Source organism: Lacrimispora sphenoides JCM 1415, from assembly GCF_900105615.1.
In the GTDB taxonomy this organism is placed as follows: Bacteria; Bacillota; Clostridia; order Lachnospirales; family Lachnospiraceae; genus Lacrimispora; species Lacrimispora sphenoides.
This window is the reverse complement of sequence record NZ_LT630003.1, coordinates 1,835,686-1,858,788: the sequence shown is the minus strand read 5'-3', so window position 1 is coordinate 1,858,788 and position 23,103 is coordinate 1,835,686. Positions and strand designations below refer to the sequence as shown.

Here is a 23,103-nt window from a genome sequence, read left to right as displayed (position 1 = left end):
CCATCCGATTATCGGAAATACCGATAATAATAGAACGTGTTATATACATAAAAGGAGGATTGGAGAATGAAAACAGATATTGAAATCGCACAGGAGGCCAAAATGCTTCCTATTAAAGACGTGGCTGCATCCTATGGGATCAGTGAGGATGAGCTGGAGCTTTACGGAAAGTATAAGGCGAAGCTGACGGATGAATTGTGGGAGCGGGTAAAGGACCGTCCGGACGGCAAACTGGTTCTGGTAACCGCCATTAATCCTACTCCTGCAGGAGAAGGGAAAACCACCACTACCGTAGGTCTTGGTCAGGCATTGGGGAAAATGGAAAAAAAGGCGATCATCGCCCTCAGAGAACCCTCCCTTGGACCATGCTTTGGAATTAAGGGCGGCGCGGCAGGCGGCGGATATGCCCAGGTAGTTCCTATGGAAGACTTAAATCTTCATTTTACCGGTGATTTCCATGCTATAACCTCAGCCAATAATCTGCTTGCAGCTCTGTTAGATAATCATATCCATCAGGGGAATGCTTTGGGAATCGATACCCGTCAGATTCTTTGGAAGCGCTGCCTGGACATGAATGACCGTGCCCTTAGAAACGTTGTGGTCGGCCTTGGTTCCAAAGCAGAAGGCTTTGTGAGAGAGGATCACTTTGTAATTACGGTTGCATCGGAAATCATGGCTATCCTCTGCCTTTCAAATGATATGGAAGATTTAAAAGATCGGCTGGGAAGAATCATCGTAGCATATAATTATGCCGGAGAGCCTGTGACTGCCTCCCAGTTAAACGCAGTAGGAGCATTGGCGGCTTTATTAAAGGATGCGTTAAAGCCCAATCTGATCCAGACGCTGGAGCATACCGGTGCCATCATTCACGGCGGGCCCTTTGCAAACATCGCTCATGGCTGTAACAGTGTACGTGCAACAAAGACCGCCTTAAAGCTGGCTGATGTTGTTGTGACAGAGGCAGGGTTCGGTGCGGATCTAGGCGCGGAAAAATTCCTGGACATCAAATGCAGGAAAGCCGGATTAAAGCCTGATGCCATTGTATTGGTGGCAACGGTGAGAGCCTTAAAATACAACGGCGGAGTGCCCAAGGACCAGTTAAAGGAAGAAAACCTTACTGCCCTTGAAAAAGGGATTGTTAATCTGGAGAAGCACATTGAAAATATGATGAAATACGGCGTCCCGGTCATTGTTACCCTGAATTCCTTTATCACAGACACAGAGGCAGAACATCAGTTCGTAAAACGGTTTTGTGAGGAGAGAGGCTGTGAATTCGCCTTATCCCAGGTGTGGGAAAAAGGAGGAGAGGGCGGCATAGAACTGGCCGAAAAAGTCCTTTATACCCTGGAAAATAAAGAAAGCAATTTTGCACCCATTTATCCTGATGAAATGGGGCTGGAAAATAAGATTGCCGCAATTGCAAAGGAAATCTATGGCGCAGCTGGGGTGACCTATGCTCCTGCAGCTTTAAAAGCCATAAGAAAATTTGAAGAAATGGGCTTTGGCAGCCTTCCTGTATGTATGGCAAAGACACAGTATTCCTTATCTGATGACCAGACAAAGCTTGGGAGACCGGAAGGCTTTGACATTAATGTACGGGATGCTTATGTATCTGCCGGAGCCGGATTTGTAGTCATTCTGACCGGAGCCATTATGACAATGCCAGGTCTTCCAAAGAAGCCGGCCGCAGATAATATTGACGTAAATGAAGATGGAGTAATCACCGGATTATTCTGATTTGGAGGTTTTAATGAAGTTTATAGAATGGCTAAAGGACTTAAAATATGAAGTATTGCAGGGTAGCCTGGACGTGGATGCAGAGGATGTCATTTATGACTCCAGAAAGGCCCGAAAGGGTGTTGTATTTGTCTGCATGAAGGGAACGAGAACCGACTCCCATGAATTTATCCCTGAGGTGGTGGACGCCGGGGTTAAGATCCTTGTAGTAGAGCAAAAGACAAAGATCCCGGATGGCGTAACTGCCGTTCTCGTACATAATGCCAGAGAGGCGCTGGCTTTACTTTCAGCTGCCAGGTTTGGCTATCCGGCGGAAAAGATGGTGACCATTGGAGTGACCGGAACCAAGGGAAAAACCACAACCACGCACATGATCAAGACAGTTCTGGAAGCCTGCGGGAAAAAAGTGGGAATGATCGGAACCACAGGTATTGTCATCGGTCAGGAAGTAACGCCTACGATGAATACAACTCCCGAGTCCTATGAACTTCACCAGGCCTTCAGCCATATGGTGGAGGCTGGCTGCGAATATATGGTGATGGAGGTTTCCTCCCAGGCCTTTAAGATGCACCGGGTAGATGGAATCTGTTTTGATTACGGTCTGTTTACCAATCTCTCTCCTGATCATATCGGACCGGATGAGCACAAGGATTTTGAGGAATATCTTTTTTACAAATCCCGGATCTTTTGCTGCTCTAAAGTGGGCATCATGAACGGCGATGACGAGCACTGGGATGAAGTGGTAAAGGATGCCACCTGTAAACTCTATTCTTTCTCCATGGATAAAAAGGGAACGGACTTTAAAGCAGAAGACATCCGATATATCGCCCAACCGGAATTTGTGGGATTGGAATTTGACATCAAAGGGACCTGCGAGCTATCTGTCCGGGTGAATATTCCGGGACGCTTTAACGTTGCCAATGCATTGGCTGCGGTCAGCTTTTTAAGCTTTTTAGGGCTTCCCAAAGAGAATATCTGCCATGGGCTGGAACATTTAAACGTGAACGGACGTATGGAAATCGCATATGCCTCTGAGAAATGCACGGTAATCGTAGATTATGCTCATAATGCGGTCAGTATGGAAAGCCTGCTTTCAACCCTAAGGGATTACCATCCAAAACGCCTTGTCTGCGTCTTTGGCTGCGGAGGAAACCGTTCCAAGGACCGGCGTATTACCATGGGTGACAGTGCGGGACGTCTGGCAGATTTTACGATTATCACTGCGGATAACTCCAGATACGAAAAAACGGAAGATATCATTGCAGACATTCGCGGAAGTCTTGAAAAGACCGGAGGAAAATTCATAGAAATTCCGGACCGCAGAGAAGCGATCCGCTACAGCATCATACATGCCGAACCGGGTGATATGATTGCCATTATAGGAAAGGGGCATGAGGATTACCAGGAGATGAACGGAGTCCGCCATCATTTTTCAGACCGGGAAGAGGTCTTAAAAGCGGTGGAGGCCCAGCTTTCAGAGGAAGTTTAAAAGGAAGGCACAACGATAAATAAAATGCCGGAAGCCGTAGGGATGTGCGGCTTTCGGCATTTCCACGGTAGATGGAATGGAGGAAGCAATGGTAAATATGACAGTAAAGGAAATACTTTCAGCTACAGGAGGAAGGCTTCTTTGCGGAAACGAGAATACAGTCTTAGAGCACATCAGTATTGATTCCAGATCAATGAAGGGGAATGATCTGTTTGTCCCTATCATTGGAGAAAAGCAGGATGCTCACCGTTTTATCGGGCAGGCCTTTGACAATGGAGCAACAGCGACGCTTACCAGCGAGCATGACGCCATGGACTTGGCGAAACCCTGGATCCGGGTTGAGGATACAAAAGTGGCTCTTCAGGCTATTGGGAGCTATTACAGGGACCGTTTAAAACTTCCTCTTGTTGGAATTACGGGAAGCGTAGGAAAGACCACTACAAGGGAAATGGTCGCTTGCGCCCTGTCTGCCCGATATTCCGTTTATAAAACCCCAGGAAACCACAACAGTCAGGTGGGGGTGCCCATTACCTTATCGGAGATTACAGCCGAGGATGAAATCGGAGTCATTGAACTGGGAATGAGTGAGCCGGGAGAGCTGACCGTCATTGCCAGGATCGCAAAAATCCAGATGGCTGTGATTACCAATATTGGAGTAACCCATATCGAGCAGCTGGGATCCCAAGAAAATATTTACAGGGAAAAAATGACCATCCAGGATGGCCTTATGGAAGGCGGTATCCTGTTCTTAAATGGGGATGACCCGCTTTTAAAAACAACAAAGGCAAAAGAAGGCTGTAAGACCATTTATTACGGAACAGGGGTAAATTGTGATTACAGGGCTTTGGATGTCCATTTGGAGGAGGGCTTTCCGGCCTTTACTGCAGCTTTTGGCCAGAAGAGGGTTCCTATACGGCTGGCGGTTATGGGAAGCCATAACGTGTTAAATGCCATGGTGTCTCTTGCGGTAGCTTCTGAGTGCGGCATTCCTATGGAAGAAGCCGCAAAATGCCTTCAGGAATTCACCGGCTTTAAAAACCGTCAGCAGATCTATCATGTGGCAGGTATGACCATCATCGATGATACCTATAACGCCAGCCCGGTTTCCATGAAAGCAGGTCTGGAGGTTTTGGGTTCTATAACAAAGGCGCAACGAAGGATCGCTGTATTGGCTGATATGAAGGAGCTGGGAGAAAAATCCCCAGAATACCATTATGAAATCGGAGAATACATTGCAGAACATCCGGTATATGAGGTGGTGACTTTAGGAGAATTGGCAGGGGAGATCGCCAGAGCGGTGAAGGAACACGCTCCTCATATTACGGTTAAAGAATTTATGGAACCGGAGCTGCTGGTATCTTATTTAAATAAGGAGTTAAAGGAAGGGGACTGCGTGCTGTTTAAGGGCTCCAACAGCATGAATCTAGGCCCTGTGGCAGAGAAATTTTACCGGCCTTGACAGCCTTCAAGAGCTCATGCCGCATAAGGCGTACCTTTACACCCGGTAAAGCGGGGTGGGCCCTGACCGAAGAACGTGGGCAGAAAAGAGGAAACACTCACGAGTATACCTTTATGCCCAAATAGCATGGGCAGAAAAGAGGAAACACTCACGAGTATACCTTTATGCCCAAATAGCATGGGCAGAAAAGAGGAAAACAATGACGGAACGATATGCCCGGATTATTATTGATATTTCCCATGAAAAAGTTGACAGAACCTTTGATTACCGGATTCCGGCCGGGCTTCTTGATGAAGTGGCTGTGGGGTCTCTGGTTTTGATTCCTTTTGGAAAAGGAAATTCCATGCGGAAAGGGTATGTGGTAGGCATTGCCGCCCATGCGGATTATGATCCGGATAAAATTAAGGAAATAGCAGGGATCGTAACGGATGGAGTATCAGCGGAATCCCTGCTCATTTCCCTGGCATGGTGGCTGAAAGAACGGTATGGCTCCACCATGAACCAGGCATTAAAAACGGTTCTTCCGGTAAAGCAAAAGGTAAAGCCAAAGGAAAAAAAGGTGATTAAAAGCCTTTTGGGTTATTCTCAGCTTATCAATGCTTTAGAGGAAGCGGAAAAAAAGAAATATAAGGCCAGAGCGCGACTCTTTCAGGCGCTTATGGAAAATCCTGTCATCCCATACGAAATTGCAGTCAACCAGATGAATCTTTCTGCTGCCACCTTAAAGCCGGTGATAGAAAAAGGATACGTAAGCCTTGATCGTGAAGAGGTTTACAGAAATCCTGTTAAAACAGATGCAAAAGAAAGAAGTAAGGTGGTTTTAAATGAGGAACAGCAGGCCATTGCAGACAGCTTTAGCCTGGATTATTCCCAATCGTTAAGAAAGACCTATCTGATCCATGGCATTACGGGAAGCGGAAAGACGGAAGTTTACATGGAACTGATCCAAAGGGTCATAGAGGATGGGAAGCAGGTGATCGTTCTCATACCGGAGATTGCCCTGACCTACCAGACCGTCCTGCGGTTCTACGGAAGATTTGGGAACCGGGTGTCCATCATCAATTCAAGATTGTCAGCAGGGGAACGGTACGACCAGTTTGAACGGGCAAGAAACGGAGATATTGATATTATGATCGGTCCCCGCTCGGCCCTGTTTACTCCCTTTTCCCGTCTGGGGCTGATTCTGATAGACGAAGAGCATGAGGGGGCTTACAAAAGTGAGGTATCTCCAAGATACCATGCCAGAGAGGTGGCTGAGAAAAGGGCCTCCATGCAGGGGGCATCTTTGGTTTTAGGTTCGGCGACTCCATCCCTGGAAGCTTATACAAAAGCCCTTCATGGGGAATACCGGCTTTTCCGCCTGACAGAACGGGCCAAAAAAAACAGCCGTCTGGCTGCGGTATCAGTGGTGGATTTAAGGCAGGAGCTAAAAGAAGGCAATAAATCCATTTTCAGCAGGAATTTACAGACACTGATCGAGGACCGGCTGGAGAAGCGGGAGCAGGCCATGCTGTTTATCAACAGGCGCGGTTATGCAAATTTTGTTTCCTGCCGTTCCTGCGGCGAAGCCATTCGCTGCCCACACTGTGACGTTACCCTGACACTTCATAATAACAGCCGTCTTGTCTGTCATTATTGCGGTTATTCCATATCCATGCCAGACCGCTGTCCTGCATGCAGTTCTCCTTACATTGCCAATTTCGGAGTGGGAACCCAGAAGATAGAGCAAATGACAAAAAAGATGTTCCCAGCTGCCAGAGTCCTGCGAATGGATCTGGACACCACCTCCAAAAAGGGAGGACATGAGGAGATACTTACCGCTTTCTCTGAGGGAGAGGCTGACATCCTTATCGGAACTCAGATGATCGTAAAAGGGCATGATTTCCCTAATGTAACTCTGGTAGGGGTGCTGGCGGCAGACCTGTCTTTGAATACCCCGGACTACCGTTCGGCAGAACGTACCTTCCAGCTATTAACCCAGGCGGCAGGGAGAGCCGGACGGGATTCCAGAAACGGTGACGTGGTCATTCAGACCTATAGTCCGGAGCATTACAGCATTGTAACAGCCGCAAATCAGGATTATGAGGCGTTTTACCAACAGGAAATGGCATATCGGCGCCTGATGAAATACCCTCCGGCAAGCGGCCTTTTAACCGTTCAGTTTTCCTCCAGACAGGAAGATTGCTTAAAAGAAGCAGCGGCTTTAACAGCCGGGTTTATTGACCCCCTTGCGGAACAGGAAGCAGTACAGGTCATCGGCCCGGTAGATGCGAGCGTTTACAAAATTAATGATATCTATAGAAAAATTTTATACTTGAAACAGGAAAACTATGATATACTAATAAAAATCAGGGATCAAATCGATGTTTTTTCAGAAAACCATCGGCAGTTGTTTGATCAGGTGATGATTCAATATGATTTTTCATAAATGAGAGGATAAAAGAAAATGGCAATTAGAAAGATTAGAACCATTGGAGATGAAATTTTAAGAAAGCACTGCAAACCTGTAAAAGAGATTACACCAAGGATTTCCGAGTTGATCGTAGATATGTTTGAAACCATGTATGAATCAAATGGAGTTGGCCTTGCAGCTTCCCAGGTGGGAATTTTAAAACAGATCGTAGTTATAGATGTAGATGATGGCAACCAGTATGTACTTATTAATCCGGACATCGTGGAAACAAGAGGAAGTCAGACCGGGCCGGAAGGCTGCCTTAGCGTTCCCGGAAAATCCGGAACGGTTACCAGGCCCGATTACGTAAGGGTAAAAGCTTTTGATGCTTCCATGGAGCCGTTCGAACTGGAAGGAGAAGGATTTTTAGCTCGTGCAATCTGTCATGAATGCGACCATTTAAACGGCGATTTATACGTAGACAAAGTGGAAGGCGAGCTGGAGGATGTCTCCCTGGATGAGGATGAAGAAGGAGAGGTTGAAGAATAATTATGCGTATCATATTTATGGGAACACCTGATTTTTCCGTTCCCGCTCTTGAGGCTATAAAAGAGGCTGGACATGAGATCCTTGCGGTAGTTACCCAGCCGGATAAACCCAAGGGAAGAGGGAAGGAAGTCCAGATGACTCCGGTAAAGGAGAAGGCGTTGGAATACCAACTCCCTGTTTACCAGCCGGTCAAAGCCAGGGATCCGGAATTTGTCAAAATTCTTTCGGATCTGGAACCAGATCTGATCTTAGTGATCGCTTTCGGACAGCTACTGCCAAAGTCCATACTGGATATTCCCAAATACGGTTGTGTGAATATCCACGCTTCTCTGCTCCCTAAGTACCGCGGTGCATCTCCCTTACAATATGCGGTCATTAACGGGGAAAAGGAAAGCGGCGTCACAACCATGATGATGGCTGAGGTTCTGGATACCGGAGATATGCTGGACCAGGAAGCCATATTTTTGGATGAAAAAGAAACTTTCGGCAGCCTTCATGATAAGCTGAGCAGGCTGGGAGGCAGGCTTATTTTAAAAACCATAGACAAACTGGAAGATGGAACTGCCATACGTATCCCCCAGGATGATTCCAAGGCCTGCTATGTGGGCATGATAAAAAAGTCTATGGGAGATATTGACTGGTCTATGGATGCAGTATCCATTGAACGCCTGATCCGTGGATTAAACCCATGGCCCAGCGCCTATACAGTCTGGAATGGAAAAGTGATGAAACTATGGGAAGCAGAAGTAGTGGATAAGGAGTATGAAGGGGGTTATGGCCAGGTGGCAGAGGTTAGCCGGGACTGCCTGGTCATAAAAACCGGAAAAGGCGGCTTATCCATCCGAAAACTTCAGCTGCAAGGGAAAAAATGCATGGATATTGACGCGTTTCTGCGCGGATATCCCATTGCAAAAGGCACCGTTTTGGAGCGGCTTGCGGACATACCTAAAAGCACAGAAAACGTGGGCAAGAAAGAAGAAAGGGGAGTCTGATTATGTATTATGGCGGAATGATGGGATATTATTGGGATCCGACCTGGATCCTGGTCATCATCGGAGCAGTTCTGTCCATGGTGGCATCTGCGAGGGTGAACAGCACATTTAATAAATATTCAAAAGTAAGAAGCATGTCCGGAATGACAGGGGCAGAAGCAGCAAAGCGCCTTTTAAATTCCCAGGGCATTTATGATGTTCAGGTAAGGTCTGTAGGCGGGCAGCTTACGGATCATTATGATCCCAGAACCAAAACTGTTAACCTGTCTGACTCTGTTTATGGTTCCACATCAGTGGCGGCAATCGGTGTCGCAGCACACGAATGCGGACATGTGATGCAGGACAACACAGGTTATATTCCTCTGAAACTCCGGGCAGCCATTGTGCCGGCAGCCAATATTGGCTCCAAGGCAGCACTGCCTCTCATTATTCTTGGGGTAATTATAGGGGGAATCGGTTCTCCCTTAGTGAATATCGGTCTGATCCTGTTTTCTCTGGCGGTAATTTTCCAGCTGATCACCCTGCCTGTGGAATTCAATGCCTCCAGCCGGGCGGTCACTCTTTTGGGCCAGGTGGGGATTTTAGGTGACCAGGAATTAGGTTATACCAGAAAAGTGCTTGGTGCGGCAGCCCTTACCTATGTGGCAGCACTTGCTGCAACCGTACTTCAGCTTTTAAGGCTGGTTATTTTGTTTGGAGGAAGAAGGAATGATGACTAAAGAGACAGACAGCAGGGAAATCTCACTGGATATCCTGTTAGAGATTCTGGAGCGGGGTGGCTACAGCCATATCATCCTGCGCCAGGCTCTGAATAAGTATCAGTATCTGGATAAATCGGAACGGGCCTTCATTTCCAGAATCGTAGAGGGGTCTGTAGAATACCTGCTTCAGATCGATTATATCATTGATTCCTTTTCTAGTACAAAAGTTTCAAAGATGAAACCGGTAATACGCACTATTTTGCGCATGTCGGTCTATCAGCTTCTTTATATGGACCGTGTTCCCGATTCTGCCGTATGCAACGAAGCGGTGAAACTTGCCGTGAAACGGAAATTTACAGGATTAAAGGGATTTGTCAATGGAGTGCTTAGGAATATTTCCAGAAATAAAGAGGGATTGGGCTGGCCCGATGATTCTGTCCGTTATTCTATGCCGGCATGGATCGTATCCATGTGGGAAGAAACCTATGGCAGGGAAACAGCAGTCACCATGATGGAATCCTTTTTAAAAAATAAAAAAACCACCGTCCGCTGCAATTTTGCAAAGGCTTCAAAAGAAGAAATCCTTCAGAGCCTTAAAAAGCAGGGGACAGAAGTAAGTGAGTCCGGAATCTCAGAAGCAGTGCTTTGCATTGAAAAATATGATTATCTGGAAGGTCTGGAAGCATTCCAAAAGGGATATATCCAGGTTCAGGATCTAAGTTCCAGTTTTGTAGGTGAAATCGCTGATCCTCAAAAGGGAGATTACGTCATTGACGTCTGCGGCGCACCGGGAGGAAAGAGCATTCATATAGCAGATAAGCTTGACGGGACGGGCATGGTGGAGGTCCGGGACCTAAGCCTCTTAAAGATAAATATGGTCGAAGAAAATATGAAACGATGCGGATTTTTAAATATCCGCACAAAAGTCCAGGATGCACTTGTGGCTGACCCGGATTCAGTGGAAAAGGCGGATATAGTCATTGCCGATCTGCCTTGTTCCGGGCTTGGGATCATTGGACGAAAGCCGGACATCAAATACCGCATGACGCCGGAAGCCCTGGATTCTTTGGCTGCGCTCCAGCGGAATATCCTGTCGGTTGTCCAGGCATATGTAAAACCGGGCGGACGCCTGATTTTCAGTACATGTACCATAAATCGAAAGGAAAATGAAGAAAATGCCCGGTGGTTTCTTGAGCATTTTCCTTTTGACTGCATAAGTCTGGAGGGAAAACTTGGGGAAGGGCTGGATTCAGCCGCCGCAAACCGGGAGTTTATACAGCTTTTGCCGGGAATCCATCCCTGTGACGGATTTTTTATTGCGGCATTTCAAAAAAGGTAGAGCACAGGCATACCTTTACACCCGGTAAAGCGGGGTGGGCCCTGCCGAAGAGCATGGGCAGAATAGAGGAAATGGATAATGGATAAAATAGATATAAAATCTCTGGATATGGAACACCTGACATCCTATATGGTATCCATAGGAGAAAAGCCCTTCCGAGCAAAACAGCTTTATGAATGGTTGCACCAGAAGCTGGCTTCTGATTTTAATGAAATGACAAATCTGCCCAATTCACTGAAGGAAAAGCTTATGCAGCTGACAGAATTCACCTGCCTTACAGTTGTTGAGGAAAAGATTTCGAAAATAGATGAAACAAGAAAATACTTATTTGCCCTTTCCGATGGAAATGTGATTGAAAGCGTTTTGATGAAATACAAGCATGGGAATTCTGTCTGCATTTCATCCCAGGTAGGCTGCCGCATGGGCTGCCGGTTCTGCGCTTCCACACTTGACGGATTGGAAAGAAATTTAACCCCTTCTGAAATGCTTGATCAGATATACCGGATCCAGAGAATTACCGGTGAACGGGTTTCCAATGTGGTTGTCATGGGTTCCGGAGAACCTTTAGACAATTATGATAATCTGGTTCAATTCATTCGCCTTCTTACTGATGAAAACGGACTGAATATCAGCCAGCGCAACATAACGGTATCCACCTGCGGCATCGTTCCTGGAATTCTTCGACTGGCGGAAGAGGATCTGCAGATTACCCTGGCATTGTCTCTTCATGCACCAAACGATGAGGTGAGAAAAACCCTGATGCCCGTTGCCAATCGATTCCTTCTAAAGGATGTGCTGGATGCCTGCCAAATGTATTTTGATAAAACAGGGAGAAGGCTTACTTTTGAATACAGCCTGGTGAGCGGTGTCAACGACAATTTAAAGGAAGCATCCGCCCTGTCGGCTCTTTTAAAGGGCCAGCATGGGCATGTAAATCTGATTCCGGTAAACCCTATTAAGGAGCGCAATTACGTGCAGTCAGACCGGAAGGCAATAGAAGCCTTTAAAAATCTTCTTGAAAAAAACGGAATAAATGTTACTATAAGAAGAGAAATGGGACGAGATATTAACGGTGCCTGCGGACAGCTGAGGAAAAGCTTTTTAAATCAGGAGACAAATTGACCTTTGAAGCATTCGCCGGATAAAGGAATGCAGGCATTCCCGCATCTGGCACGTTGCTTACAGAAATAAAGAGGAAGTGAGAATGAAACGATGAAGGCTTGCGCTATGACGGACATCGGAAGAGTCCGTACGGCCAATCAGGATTATGTCTATGCCCAGGCAGAGCCTTTGGGCACACTGCCCAATCTTTTTTTAGTTGCAGACGGCATGGGCGGCCATCAGGCCGGAGATTATGCCTCCAGATATATTGCCGAAAGTCTGGTGGCTCACTTAAAACAGGCGGATTCGTCTGGTATTGTTCCGCTTCTTCGGGATGAAATCTTGAAGGTCAACGGAATGCTTTATCAGGAATCCATGAAAAGTACAGAGTTAAACGGTATGGGAACCACCTTGGTGGCGGCGGTGATCGAAGATACTACCATGTATGTGGCTAATGTTGGAGACAGCCGTCTGTATCTGGTTAATAATAATCGGCTGCAACAGATTACAAAGGACCATTCCTACGTGGAAGAATTGGTGTCTTTAGGCAAACTGGAACGCGGAAGCCGGGATTATCTGGAAAAAAAGAATATTATAACAAGAGCGGTTGGTACAGAGGATAAGCTGGAGGTTGATTTTTTTGAAGTCAGTCTGGAACCTGGAGATTATGTGCTCATGTGTTCCGATGGACTCAGCAATATGGTTGAGGACGCTGAGATAGAAGAAATTATATGCTCAGAACTGGAACTGCAGGAAAAGGCAGAAAAGTTGATTACAATAGCCAATGATAATGGCGGGAAAGACAATATAGCTGTTGTTTTAATTGATCCGCAAATTGGCAGGGAGGTAAGCTTATGATCTTAAGACCGGGGACATTTTTACAGGACAGATATGAAATATTGGATCAGATCGGTTCCGGCGGGATGTCAGATGTATATAAGGCCCTGTGCCATAAATTAAACCGCCCTGTAGCCATAAAAGTCTTAAAAGAAGAATTCAGTTCAGACAGCGGTTTTGTCAGCAAGTTTAAAATGGAGGCCCAGGCGGCTGCCCGCCTTTCCCATCCAAACATCGTAAACATCTATGATGTAGTAGATGAAGGGGATCTCCATTACATTGTCATGGAACTGATTGAAGGAATCACGTTAAAAAATTATATTAATAAAAAAGGCTGTCTTGATGTGAAAGAAGCCATCGGTGTAGCAATTTCCGTTGCACAGGGAATTGCAGCTGCTCATGAACAAGGGATCATACATCGGGATATCAAGCCTCAGAATATCATCATAGCCAGGGATGGAAAAGTGAAGGTGGCTGACTTCGGAATCGCACGGGCCGCCTCTTCTCAGACCTTAAGTGCGACCGCAGTGGGCTCTGTCCATTACATATCTCCGGAACAGGCAAGAGGCGGTTACAGCGATGTGAGAAGCGATGTTTATTCTTTGGGAATCACCATGTATGAAATGGTGGCTGGCAGAGTTCCGTTTCAGGGCGATAATACAGTAACTGTTGCCCTGGCCCATTTGGAAGACCCTATCACACCGCCAAGCTATTATAATGAGAACATTCCGGTAGGGCTTGAAAATATTATTTTAAAATGTACCGAAAAGAAACCGGAGTACCGATATGGCAGCATGCAAGAGGTCATATCCGACTTACGGAAGGCACTTGTCAATCCTGACGGAGATTTTGTACAGTATAATTCCCAGGTGGATGATTCCCAGACGGTTATTATCGGAAAACCGGAGCTGGAACAGATTCGTTCCGGCCGGAAGATCCAGGCAGATCCTATTGCCAACCGGAATGGAAACAGAAATCAGGAGCAGCGCCCGGAACGCCGTCCGGAAAAAAATGCGGGCGGACAGCCAGGAAACGGCAGAGCCAGAAAACAGGATTCAGAGGATGACATCAATCCTAAAATCGAAAGGCTTCTGACTGCGGCAGGTGTTGTCGTTGCCATTCTCATTGTGATCGTACTGGTCATTGTGTTCTCTAAGGTAGGAGGTTTGTTCCGTTCCGGTTCTCCCAAGGAAACCGAATCAACTGCGGAGATTTCTACGGAAGAAACCTTAAGCGACAAAAAAGTAAAAATGACCAGCGTTGTGGGATTGGCTACGGATATTGCAGAGCAGAAGTTAAAGGATAACGGCGGCCTGTATATGAAAGTAAGTGATTACGTATTTGATGACAACATAGACAAAGGGGATATTGTATCCCAGGACCCGGCAGAGGGTACGGTAATTGATAAGTATTCTGCTGTCTACGTGGTGGTCAGCAAAGGACCGGAACACGAAACCTTTGATTTAACAACGCTTGGTCTGGAGAAGATGGATGGCGCTGCCGCCAAGGCAGCACTGGAGGGCAAAGGTCTGAAAGTCAATGAGGAACAGAAAAACAGCGATACCATAGCAGCAGGATATGTAATCAGTTACAGCCCTGATAAGGCAAAAGAAGAAGAAACCGTGACTCTGGTTATAAGCAGCGGTCCGGCTCTTGTCAATCCGGTCACTGTTCCGGACATCACCGGCCAGACCCAGGAGGTAGCCGTGGAAATGTTAGCTGACGTGGGACTGGTTCAGGGAACGGTTACGGAAGCGGCTTCTGAGACAGTTCCCCGCGGCAATGTCATCAGTCAGTCCTTAACCGCTGACAGCCAGGTAGAGACGGGAACTGCTGTGAATTATGTTATCAGCAGCGGAACTGCCCAGCAGGCCAAAGTCAAATATCTGGCTTCCATTGATAAGTCTTATCCACTGCAGAACATTATCGGACCAGGCTCCGGCAGCACCCAGCTTACTTTAAAGATACAGCTGAGGCAGTCGGTGAATGGGAGAGACGAAATCAGAGAGCTAATGGGACCTGTTACCATGGCTGGCGACCAGTTGCTTCCCGTATCATTTAAAAATATAGAAGGCGCTTACGGCGTTAGCGGCGGGAACGTAGAGATCGTAAATGTAGAGACCGGCGATGTGATTAATTCTTATTACATCACATTTATACCGGTACCACAATCGTAAGGAACAATATATGACAGGGAAAATTTTGAAAGGAATTGCAGGCTTTTACTATGTGCACGGCACGGACGAAAACATCTATGAATGCAAAGCAAAGGGTATTTTCCGCAATAAAAACGTGAAACCTTTGGTTGGAGATGATGTGGAATTTTCTGTTCTGGACAGTATAGAACTGAAAGGAAACATCGAACAAATCCTGCCTAGGAGAAACGTCCTGGTTCGTCCGGCCGTAGCCAATGTGGATCAGGCACTGGTGTTGTTTGCCATTACCCATCCGGAGCCCAACTTAAATCTGCTGGATCGTTTTCTGGTTATGATGGAAGTTCAGGAGGTTCCTGTAAAAGTCTGTTTTAATAAAACTGATTTGTCAGGCAGTGAAGAAAAGCTGGCTCTTTTAGAAATTTATGAGGCGGCTGGCTATCCTGTGTATTTTACCAGTACCTACGACGATCAGGGAATTGAGGAAATCAGAGATCTGGTGCGTGGGAAAACCACGGTTCTGGCAGGACCTTCCGGAGTGGGAAAGTCCTCCTTAACGAACCTCCTTTATCCACAGGCTGAGATGGAGACTGCAAATATCAGCGAGAAAATCCAGAGAGGAAAGCATACCACCAGGCATTCGGAGCTTTTTGGCATCGGACGGGATACGTATCTTATGGATACGCCGGGATTTAGTTCCATGTACTTAGAAGACTTAGAGTGCAGTCAACTGAAGGATTATTTTCCGGAGTTTGAACCCTATGAAGACGAGTGCCGGTTTCTGGGCTGTGTGCACATCGGTGAAAAAACCTGCGGCATAAAGGATGCGGTAGAAGAAGGAAAAATAAACCGGGGCCGATATGAAAATTACCGGCTTTTATATCAGGATCTAAAAGAGAAAAGGAGATATTAATATGCTTAAACTTGCCCCTTCCATATTAGCGGCAGACTTTAAAATTCTTGGACAGCAGGTAGCTGAAGTGTCGGAGGCAGGAGCCCAGTACATTCATCTGGATGTGATGGATGGTGCATTTGTGCCCAGTATTTCATTTGGAATGCCGGTCATCGGAAGCCTGCGGAGCTGTACGGACCTGATATTCGATGTTCACATGATGGTTGAGGAACCAGGAAGATATATCAATGATTTCAAAGAAGCGGGAGCTGATCTCATCTGTGTCCATGCGGAGGCCTGTACCCATTTAGACCGTACCATAAATCAAATCAAGGAAGCTGGCCTAAAGGCCGGAGTGGCCCTTAATCCGGCAACTTCCTTATCAGTCCTGGATTTCATTCTTCCGGAAGTGGACATGGTTTTAATCATGACGGTAAACCCAGGCTTTGGCGGACAAAAGTTCATTCCGTATACCCTGGATAAGGTTAAGGCCTTAAGGCGCATCTGCAGGGAGCGGAATTTAGAGACAGATATCCAGGTTGACGGAGGCGTGACCTGTGAAAATGTGAGAGAACTGATTGAGGCAGGTGCTAATGTATTTGTGGCTGGCTCTGCTGTATTTAAAGGCAATGCGGCTGACAATACAAAAGCATTCTTAAATATATTTGAGGAATATGAAGGGTGAAAGAAGAAACTACAGGTTTGATCGTTACCGGGGGAACCATGGATTATGGATTTGCCGGCAAATTCTTGGAAAATAGAAAGTTTGATAAAATCATCGCAGTAGACGGGGGGCTTGCAGCTCTTTCCAGGCTGCAGTTAAAACCGGATGCCATTGTTGGAGATTTTGACACGGTGGCAGAAGAGGTCCTGTCCGAATATAAAAACAGTTCAGATAATATCACCTGGGAAATTCATAAACCGGAAAAGGATGAAACCGATACAGAACTTGCCATAAATACCGCCATAGGACTTGGCTGTTCAAAGCTGGTCCTGCTGGGGGCAACAGGAGGAAGGATGGACCATTTTATCGGTAATCTTCATCTTCTTTATGCTTGTCTGAAAAAGGGTGTGGAAGCAGCCATTGTTGATGAAAAAAACTGGATCACAGTGATTGAAGAGGGAAGGACGTTTCAGGCTGAAACATTATGGGGGAAATATATTTCCTTCCTCCCTCTGTGCAATGAAGTGAAGAAAATCACATTGACCGGCTTCAAATATCCTCTTTATGAAAAGGACATTGATTTAGGAACCAGCCTGTGTATCAGCAATGAGCTGACCGGTGAAGAGGGCTCGATTGAATTCGCGTCCGGAACCCTGATTTGTATCCAGTCTCATGACTAAACTGGTATGATTTAATATATCGAAACTGGATATTTATATCACTCCACTTGCGTGCTAAGATAAAGAACAACAAGAGCAGCAAGGGAGGAATTACCAATGAGTAAAACAGACAACAGGATATATAAAACCGCACTGACAGGACTGTTTGCCGCTATGTCCTATGTAGTATTTACATTCCTGCAATTTAAGATTACACTTCCGGGAGGGGATGCAACTTCCATCCACTTGGGGAATGCGGTCTGCGTTTTGGGAGCACTTCTATTAGGCGGGCTGTACGGCGGCTTAGGCGGCGCTATCGGCATGACCATCGGAGATCTTTTTGATCCGGTTTATGTGGTATATGCGCCAAAGACCTTTCTATTAAAACTGTGCATCGGCCTTATTACCGGATTTCTGGCCCATAGAATCGGAAAGATCAATGAATCCTCTGACAAAAAGCATATACTGACCTGGACCATCACAGCAGTGGCAGGAGGACTGTTGTTCAATGTGATCTTTGACCCTCTGGTCGGTTATTTTTACAAGCTTCTGATCCTGGGAAAACCGGCGGCAGAACTGGCACTGGCATGGAACGTTGCATCTACTTCTATTAATGCAATCACCTCCGCCATTGTTTCCGTCCTCATCTACATGCCTCTTAGAAATGCCCTGATCAGGTCCGGTTTATTTATTAAAATTTGTTAGGAGCTCTTATGACATCAGAAAAACATCAGAAAAAAATTGCTGTTATTCAAGATCTGTCGGGATATGGCCGCTGTTCCCTCACAGTGGCTCTTCCTATTCTTTCAGCCTTAAAGGTACAGTGCTGTCCGGTTCCCACTTCCATACTATCGAACCATACCGGATTTTCCACCTACTTTTTTGATGATTATACGGAGAAAATGCCTTTATATATTGAACAGTGGAAGGAACTGGATCTGTCCTTTGACGGGATTTACAGCGGATTTTTAGGTTCCGAGGAACAGATTGAAATTGTCATTGGCATGATTAAGGATTTTAGCACACCGGAAACTAAGGTTTTGGTGGATCCCATTATGGGAGATCACGGAAAAGCCTATCAGACCTATACGGAGCGGATGTGCAGCCGCATGAAGGAACTGGTGGGCTATGGTGATATTGTGACCCCCAATCTGACAGAGGCCTGTATCCTGACCGGAAGACAATACCGGCCATCAGGCTGGAAGCGTTCAGAGCTTCTTGCTATGGCTGCTGAGATATGGGATATGGGACCGGATTCCGTAGTGATCACTGGCGTAAGGGAAGGCAACTATGTGACCAATGTAGTGGCGGAGAAGGACCGGGAACCCCACTTTTTGCGTTCTCTTCATGTCGGCAGTGAACGGCCGGGAACCGGAGATGTGTTCTCCAGCATCCTTGCAGCCCAAACCGTGAAAGGGATTCCATTAACAGAAGCAGTGAAAAAAGCGGCCAGTTTTGTAAAGGCCAGTATAATAAAATCCGATGAGCTGCATGTCCCGATAAAAAACGGAGTGTGCTTTGAAGAAATCCTTTCTTTGCTGATCCGGTGAAAGAATGAGACGAAGGATGGGGAATTTTAGGAAAGGGGCTTTTCTTTGCCCTTTTTTTGTAGTATAATCAACGGCAGACTATTATGCGGACAACTTTCGCAGAGAATATTGAGGAAAAACCAGGAGGAATACCATGTTAGATTTAAAGTTTGTAAGAGAAAATCCTGAAATTGTAAAGGAAAATATTAAAAATAAATTCCAGGATAGCAAGCTGCCGTTAGTTGATGAGGTGATTGAACTTGATGAGCAGAACCGTACAGCAAAGCAGGAAGGTGATGCTTTAAGAGCTGAACGCAACAAACTTTCCAAACAGATCGGCGCCTTGATGGGACAGGGAAAAAAGGAAGAAGCAGAGGAAATGAAGAAGAAAGTGACCGATGCTTCCGAACATCTGGCTCAATTGGAAGAAAAGGAACGTGAGCTGGAAGAAAAAATCAAAAAGATTATGATGACCATTCCGAATATCATTGATCCCAGCGTCCCCATCGGTAAGGATGACAGCGAGAATGTAGAGGTAGAGCGTTACGGCGAGCCTGTTGTTCCTGAGTTTGAGATTCCTTATCACACAGAAATCATGGAAAGCTTTGACGGCATTGACCTTGACAGTGCAAGAAAAGTGGCCGGCAATGGCTTTTATTACCTGATGGGTGATATTGCAAGGCTTCATTCTTCCGTACTTTCCTATGCAAGAGATTTCATGATAAACCGTGGCTTCACCTATTGCATTCCGCCCTTCATGATCCGCAGTGAAGTGGTTACCGGTGTTATGAGCTTTGCCGAGATGGATGCCATGATGTACAAGATCGAAGGAGAGGATTTATATCTGATCGGTACCAGCGAGCATTCCATGATAGGAAAATTCATTGATACCATCCTTCCGGAAGAAAAGCTTCCTCAGACCTTAACCAGTTATTCTCCCTGCTTCCGTAAGGAGAAAGGTGCCCATGGCTTGGAAGAACGTGGAGTGTACCGGATCCATCAGTTTGAAAAGCAGGAAATGATCGTTGTCTGCAAGCCAGAAGAAAGCATGGATTGGTATGATAAATTATGGCAGAATACAGTTGACTTATTCCGTTCCCTGGATATCCCGGTAAGAACTCTGGAATGCTGTTCCGGAGATTTGGCGGATTTAAAGGTGAAATCAGTGGATGTGGAGGCCTGGTCCCCAAGACAGAAAAAGTATTTTGAAGTGGGGAGCTGCTCTAATTTAGGCGATGCCCAGGCAAGAAGACTTAAAATCCGTGTTTCTGGAGACGAAGGAAGAAAGTATTTTGCCCATACGTTAAACAACACCGTAGCTGCTCCTCCAAGAATGCTGATCGCTTTCCTGGAGAACAACTTACAGGCAGATGGAACCGTGAAGATTCCGGAAGCTTTACAGCCCTATATGGGAGGCACGAAAGCACTTATGCCGAAAAAATAAGGATTATAATAAGGTCCGGCTTTTTCTGAAAGGCCGGACCTTTTAACATTTCCTGCACAAGTTATTCGGTTGCAGTTGACAAGAGGGATCATACGTATGGTATGATGGATAAGACGAAAGACTGTTGCGTATCCAATAAAAGAGGAAACGCAGCCGATACGAAAAATGAAAAGGAGTGACAGCGGTATGATTACATTTAACCATTTTAATTTTAATGTACTTGATCTGGAAAAGAGCTTAAAATTCTATAAGGATGCACTGGGACTTAACCCTGTGCGTGAAAAAACAGCATCTGACGGTTCCTTTAAACTGATATATTTAGGTGATGGAAAAAGTGATTTTACCCTGGAACTGACTTACTTAACAGAACGAAAAGAGCCTTATAACCTGGGAGAATGTGAATTTCATCTGGCATTCAAAACGGATGAATATGAAAGCTTCTATCAAAAGCATAAGGAAATGTGTGTTATCTGTTATGAAAACCCTGCCATGGGCATTTACTTCATCAGTGATCCTGACGGCTATTGGATCGAGATTGTTCCAACCAGATAAGGAGAAGCCGTGTATATTGAAGTAAATGGAGTCACGTTATACTATGAGGTGTCAGGAAACGGACCAGCGATCCTTCTTGTCCATGGAAATGGAGAAGATCATAGTATTTTTAATGATACAGCGGAGCTTTTAAGAGAAAATTATACCGTTTATGCCCTGGATTCCAGAGATCATGGAAAAAGTTCCAGAGTGAAAACACTGGGGTATAAGGCAATGGCGGAAGACGTGGCTGAATTTGTCAGGAAGCTGAAGCTTGAAAAACCCTGTTACTGTGGATTCAGCGACGGCGGGATCATCGGGATTCTTGCAGCCGTCCGGTATCCGGAGCTTTTTTCTAAGCTGGTGTTATGTGGTGCCAATGCTTATCCTCAGGGTTTAAAATGGTACTGGCTTAAACTATTCGGTCTGTTGGAAGCCATAAATCATGATCCAAAGCTTTTAATGATGCTGAAAGAACCCCAGATAACGGTCAATGAGCTGGAGAGCATTCCTGTTCCGGTCCTTCTTTTGGCAGGTGAACGGGATATGGTCCGTGAATCCCATACCCGTTATCTTGCCTCGAAAATTAAAGGAAGCTGCCTTAAAATCCTTCCCGGAGAAGGGCATGGCAGTTATATCGTACACAGCAGAAAACTTTATTATTACATGAAGAAATTTCTTGAACGACCAATTCCGGGAGAAGAATAAAGCGGACATTCGCAATCCGTGACCCTACTTGATCACGGCGTGCCCCGTAAAGCTTTTCTCATTTGAAGTGGGGCTTCCTTGATTCGGTTAAATAAATCAGGGGTGTAAAGAAAAAACACTTGACACCTTATAAAAAATATTGTATGATAACCCAGGTGATGATATGGAGAGGATTGCAAGACAGGTCTTATTATATGATTTCTACGGCGCTCTTTTAACAGAGCATCAGAGGCATATCTACGAAGATGTGGTTTTTTACGACCTTTCTTTAAGTGAGATAGCAGAAGAACAGGGAATCAGCCGTCAGGGTGTCCATGACCTCATTAAACGGTGCAATAAGATCCTGGAAGATTATGAAGAAAAACTTCATCTGGTAAAAAAGTTTGAGCAGACAAAAAAACTGGCCAGAGAGATCCAGAGTTTGACAAAAGAGTTTGCCGGTACGAACGATATGAATCTGATCCATCGCATTGAGGAGATATCGGGCGAAATCATCGAGCTGGAAGCTCATTAGGAGGGCGTTAGATGGCTTTTGAGAGCTTATCCGATAAATTACAGAATGTATTTAAGAGCTTAAGAGGCAAAGGACGTTTGTCCGAAGCCGATGTGAAAACAGCCCTTAAAGAAGTGAAGATGGCTTTACTGGAAGCCGATGTAAGCTTTAAGGTTGTTAAACAGTTTATAAGCGCTGTACAGGAGCGGGCAATTGGACAGGATGTCCAGAATAGTCTGACTCCCGGACAGATGGTAATAAAGATTGTAAATGAAGAACTGGTAAAGCTGATGGGATCTGAGACGACTGAAATTTCGTTAAAGCCTGCCAGCGATATGACCATCATCCTGATGGCAGGTCTTCAGGGTGCCGGTAAAACGACAACCACTGCCAAAATTGCCGGAAAGCTTAAGGCAAAGGGCAGAAAGCCGCTTCTCGTTGCTTGTGACGTTTACCGTCCGGCTGCCATCAAGCAGCTGCAGATCAACGGGGAAAAGCAGGGCGTTCCCGTTTTCTCCATGGGAGAAAACCATAAACCGGCAGATATTGCTAAGGCCGCTGTTGCTTATGCGGCAAAGAATGACCAGAATGTGATCATTCTGGATACGGCAGGCCGTCTTCATATTGATGAAGACATGATGAACGAGCTGATTGAAATTAAAGATGCGGTAGATGTTCATCAGACGATATTAGTAGTGGATGCCATGACAGGACAAGATGCGGTAAATGTAGCAGGAATGTTCAATGACAAAATTGGCATTGACGGCGTTATCATTACCAAGCTGGACGGTGATACAAGGGGCGGTGCAGCCCTCTCGATCCGTGCAGTAACCGGTAAACCGGTTCTTTATGTAGGTATGGGAGAAAAACTTTCCGATTTGGAGCAGTTTTATCCGGACCGTATGGCTTCCAGAATTCTTGGTATGGGCGATATCCTTTCCCTTATTGAAAAGGCCGAAACCCAGGTTGATGAAGAGAAAGCAAAAGAGTTGTCTCAAAAGCTCCGTAAGGCAGAATTTGATTACAATGACTTTCTGGACCAGATGAACCAGGTAAAGAAAATGGGCGGCATGGCAAGCATATTAAGCATGATGCCAGGTATGGGCCAGATGAAGGATATGGATTTTGATGAAAAAGCCATGGACCGGGTGGAAGCGATCATCCTTTCCATGACAAATAAAGAACGGCTGAATCCTGAGCTTATGAAAAATGCTTCCAGAAAGCAGCGTGTAGCAAAGGGTGCGGGCGTGGATATCACAGAAGTAAACCGCATAGTCAAGCAGTTTGATCAGATGAAGAAGATGATGAAACAGCTTCCCGGCATGATGGGCGGCGGAAAGCGTCACGGCGGTTTGTTCGGCAAGATGAAGTTACCGTTTTAGTTTATTCTTTTACGTTAGCAAAGCAGATTTCTGCGTTCGCTATAAATTAGTT

At 45.8% G+C, this 23,103-nt stretch carries 21 protein-coding genes; all 21 read left to right on the top strand.

Annotated features, from left to right (window positions below; genetic code table 11):
- Positions 1–66 precede the first annotated feature (66 nt).
- The 21 genes from BMX69_RS08275 to ffh all read left to right on the top strand — a co-directional run bounded on the left by BMX69_RS08275 (position 67) and on the right by ffh (position 23,051).
- Complete coding sequence (locus tag BMX69_RS08275) at positions 67–1,737, top strand: formate--tetrahydrofolate ligase (RefSeq protein WP_100042091.1); 1,671 nt, start codon at positions 67–69, stop codon at positions 1,735–1,737.
- Positions 1,738–1,750: 13 nt separating this feature from the next.
- Positions 1,751–3,226 (top strand): UDP-N-acetylmuramoyl-L-alanyl-D-glutamate--2,6-diaminopimelate ligase, encoded by a 1,476-nt coding sequence (locus tag BMX69_RS08270; protein ID WP_100042090.1) that lies wholly within the window; start codon positions 1,751–1,753, stop codon positions 3,224–3,226.
- A gap of 88 nt (positions 3,227–3,314) precedes the next feature.
- Positions 3,315–4,685: a UDP-N-acetylmuramoyl-tripeptide--D-alanyl-D-alanine ligase gene (locus BMX69_RS08265; RefSeq protein WP_100042089.1), complete on the top strand. Its 1,371-nt coding sequence runs from the start codon at positions 3,315–3,317 to the stop codon at positions 4,683–4,685.
- A gap of 199 nt (positions 4,686–4,884) precedes the next feature.
- Entirely contained in the window at positions 4,885–7,113 is a 2,229-nt protein-coding gene (gene priA / locus BMX69_RS08260) for a replication restart helicase PriA (protein ID WP_100042088.1), read from the top strand.
- A gap of 18 nt (positions 7,114–7,131) precedes the next feature.
- Positions 7,132–7,626, top strand: coding sequence for a peptide deformylase (gene def / locus BMX69_RS08255; RefSeq protein WP_025233226.1), 495 nt, complete (start codon positions 7,132–7,134; stop codon positions 7,624–7,626).
- A 2-nt stretch (positions 7,627–7,628) separates the two neighbouring features.
- Positions 7,629–8,618: a methionyl-tRNA formyltransferase gene (fmt, locus tag BMX69_RS08250; protein ID WP_100042087.1), complete on the top strand. Its 990-nt coding sequence runs from the start codon at positions 7,629–7,631 to the stop codon at positions 8,616–8,618.
- Positions 8,619–8,620: 2 nt separating this feature from the next.
- Positions 8,621–9,337, top strand: a complete 717-nt coding sequence (locus BMX69_RS08245; protein WP_054790699.1) for a zinc metallopeptidase — start codon at positions 8,621–8,623, stop codon at positions 9,335–9,337.
- The gene (rsmB, locus tag BMX69_RS08240; RefSeq protein ID WP_100042086.1) at positions 9,327–10,658 is read left to right on the top strand and encodes a 16S rRNA (cytosine(967)-C(5))-methyltransferase RsmB; all 1,332 of its coding nucleotides are present in this window, start codon (positions 9,327–9,329) and stop codon (positions 10,656–10,658) included. Before BMX69_RS08245 ends, rsmB begins: the two co-directional genes overlap by 11 nt.
- A 78-nt stretch (positions 10,659–10,736) precedes the next feature.
- Entirely contained in the window at positions 10,737–11,780 is a 1,044-nt protein-coding gene (gene rlmN / locus BMX69_RS08235) for a dual-specificity RNA methyltransferase RlmN (RefSeq protein ID WP_054790700.1), read from the top strand.
- A gap of 90 nt (positions 11,781–11,870) precedes the next feature.
- A complete protein-coding gene (locus tag BMX69_RS08230; protein WP_100042085.1) occupies positions 11,871–12,617 on the top strand; it encodes a Stp1/IreP family PP2C-type Ser/Thr phosphatase in 747 nt (248 codons plus the stop codon).
- Positions 12,614–14,773 (top strand): Stk1 family PASTA domain-containing Ser/Thr kinase, encoded by a 2,160-nt coding sequence (pknB, locus tag BMX69_RS08225; RefSeq protein ID WP_100042084.1) that lies wholly within the window; start codon positions 12,614–12,616, stop codon positions 14,771–14,773. Before BMX69_RS08230 ends, pknB begins: the two co-directional genes overlap by 4 nt.
- Positions 14,774–14,783: 10 nt before the next feature.
- Positions 14,784–15,662 (top strand): ribosome small subunit-dependent GTPase A, encoded by an 879-nt coding sequence (gene rsgA / locus BMX69_RS08220; RefSeq protein ID WP_054790701.1) that lies wholly within the window; start codon positions 14,784–14,786, stop codon positions 15,660–15,662.
- Position 15,663: 1 nt separating this feature from the next.
- Positions 15,664–16,326 (top strand): ribulose-phosphate 3-epimerase, encoded by a 663-nt coding sequence (gene rpe, locus BMX69_RS08215; protein ID WP_054790702.1) that lies wholly within the window; start codon positions 15,664–15,666, stop codon positions 16,324–16,326.
- The gene (locus BMX69_RS08210; RefSeq protein WP_278280716.1) at positions 16,323–16,985 is read left to right on the top strand and encodes a thiamine diphosphokinase; all 663 of its coding nucleotides are present in this window, start codon (positions 16,323–16,325) and stop codon (positions 16,983–16,985) included. Before rpe ends, BMX69_RS08210 begins: the two co-directional genes overlap by 4 nt.
- A gap of 96 nt (positions 16,986–17,081) precedes the next feature.
- Positions 17,082–17,669 (top strand): ECF transporter S component, encoded by a 588-nt coding sequence (locus BMX69_RS08205; RefSeq protein ID WP_054790703.1) that lies wholly within the window; start codon positions 17,082–17,084, stop codon positions 17,667–17,669.
- A gap of 8 nt (positions 17,670–17,677) precedes the next feature.
- A complete protein-coding gene (locus BMX69_RS08200; RefSeq protein WP_025233215.1) occupies positions 17,678–18,514 on the top strand; it encodes a pyridoxamine kinase in 837 nt (278 codons plus the stop codon).
- Positions 18,515–18,647: 133 nt separating this feature from the next.
- Positions 18,648–19,937, top strand: coding sequence for a serine--tRNA ligase (gene serS, locus BMX69_RS08195; protein ID WP_025233214.1), 1,290 nt, complete (start codon positions 18,648–18,650; stop codon positions 19,935–19,937).
- A 186-nt stretch (positions 19,938–20,123) separates the two neighbouring features.
- On the top strand, positions 20,124–20,489 hold the full coding sequence (locus BMX69_RS08190; protein ID WP_054790755.1) for a VOC family protein: 366 nt from the start codon (positions 20,124–20,126) through the stop codon (positions 20,487–20,489).
- A 9-nt stretch (positions 20,490–20,498) separates the two neighbouring features.
- On the top strand, positions 20,499–21,176 hold the full coding sequence (locus BMX69_RS08185) for an alpha/beta fold hydrolase (RefSeq protein ID WP_054790704.1): 678 nt from the start codon (positions 20,499–20,501) through the stop codon (positions 21,174–21,176).
- A gap of 163 nt (positions 21,177–21,339) precedes the next feature.
- On the top strand, positions 21,340–21,690 hold the full coding sequence (ylxM, locus tag BMX69_RS08180) for a YlxM family DNA-binding protein (RefSeq protein ID WP_025233211.1): 351 nt from the start codon (positions 21,340–21,342) through the stop codon (positions 21,688–21,690).
- Between the two features lie 11 nt (positions 21,691–21,701).
- Positions 21,702–23,051 (top strand): signal recognition particle protein, encoded by a 1,350-nt coding sequence (gene ffh / locus BMX69_RS08175; protein WP_025233210.1) that lies wholly within the window; start codon positions 21,702–21,704, stop codon positions 23,049–23,051.
- Positions 23,052–23,103 lie beyond the last annotated feature (52 nt).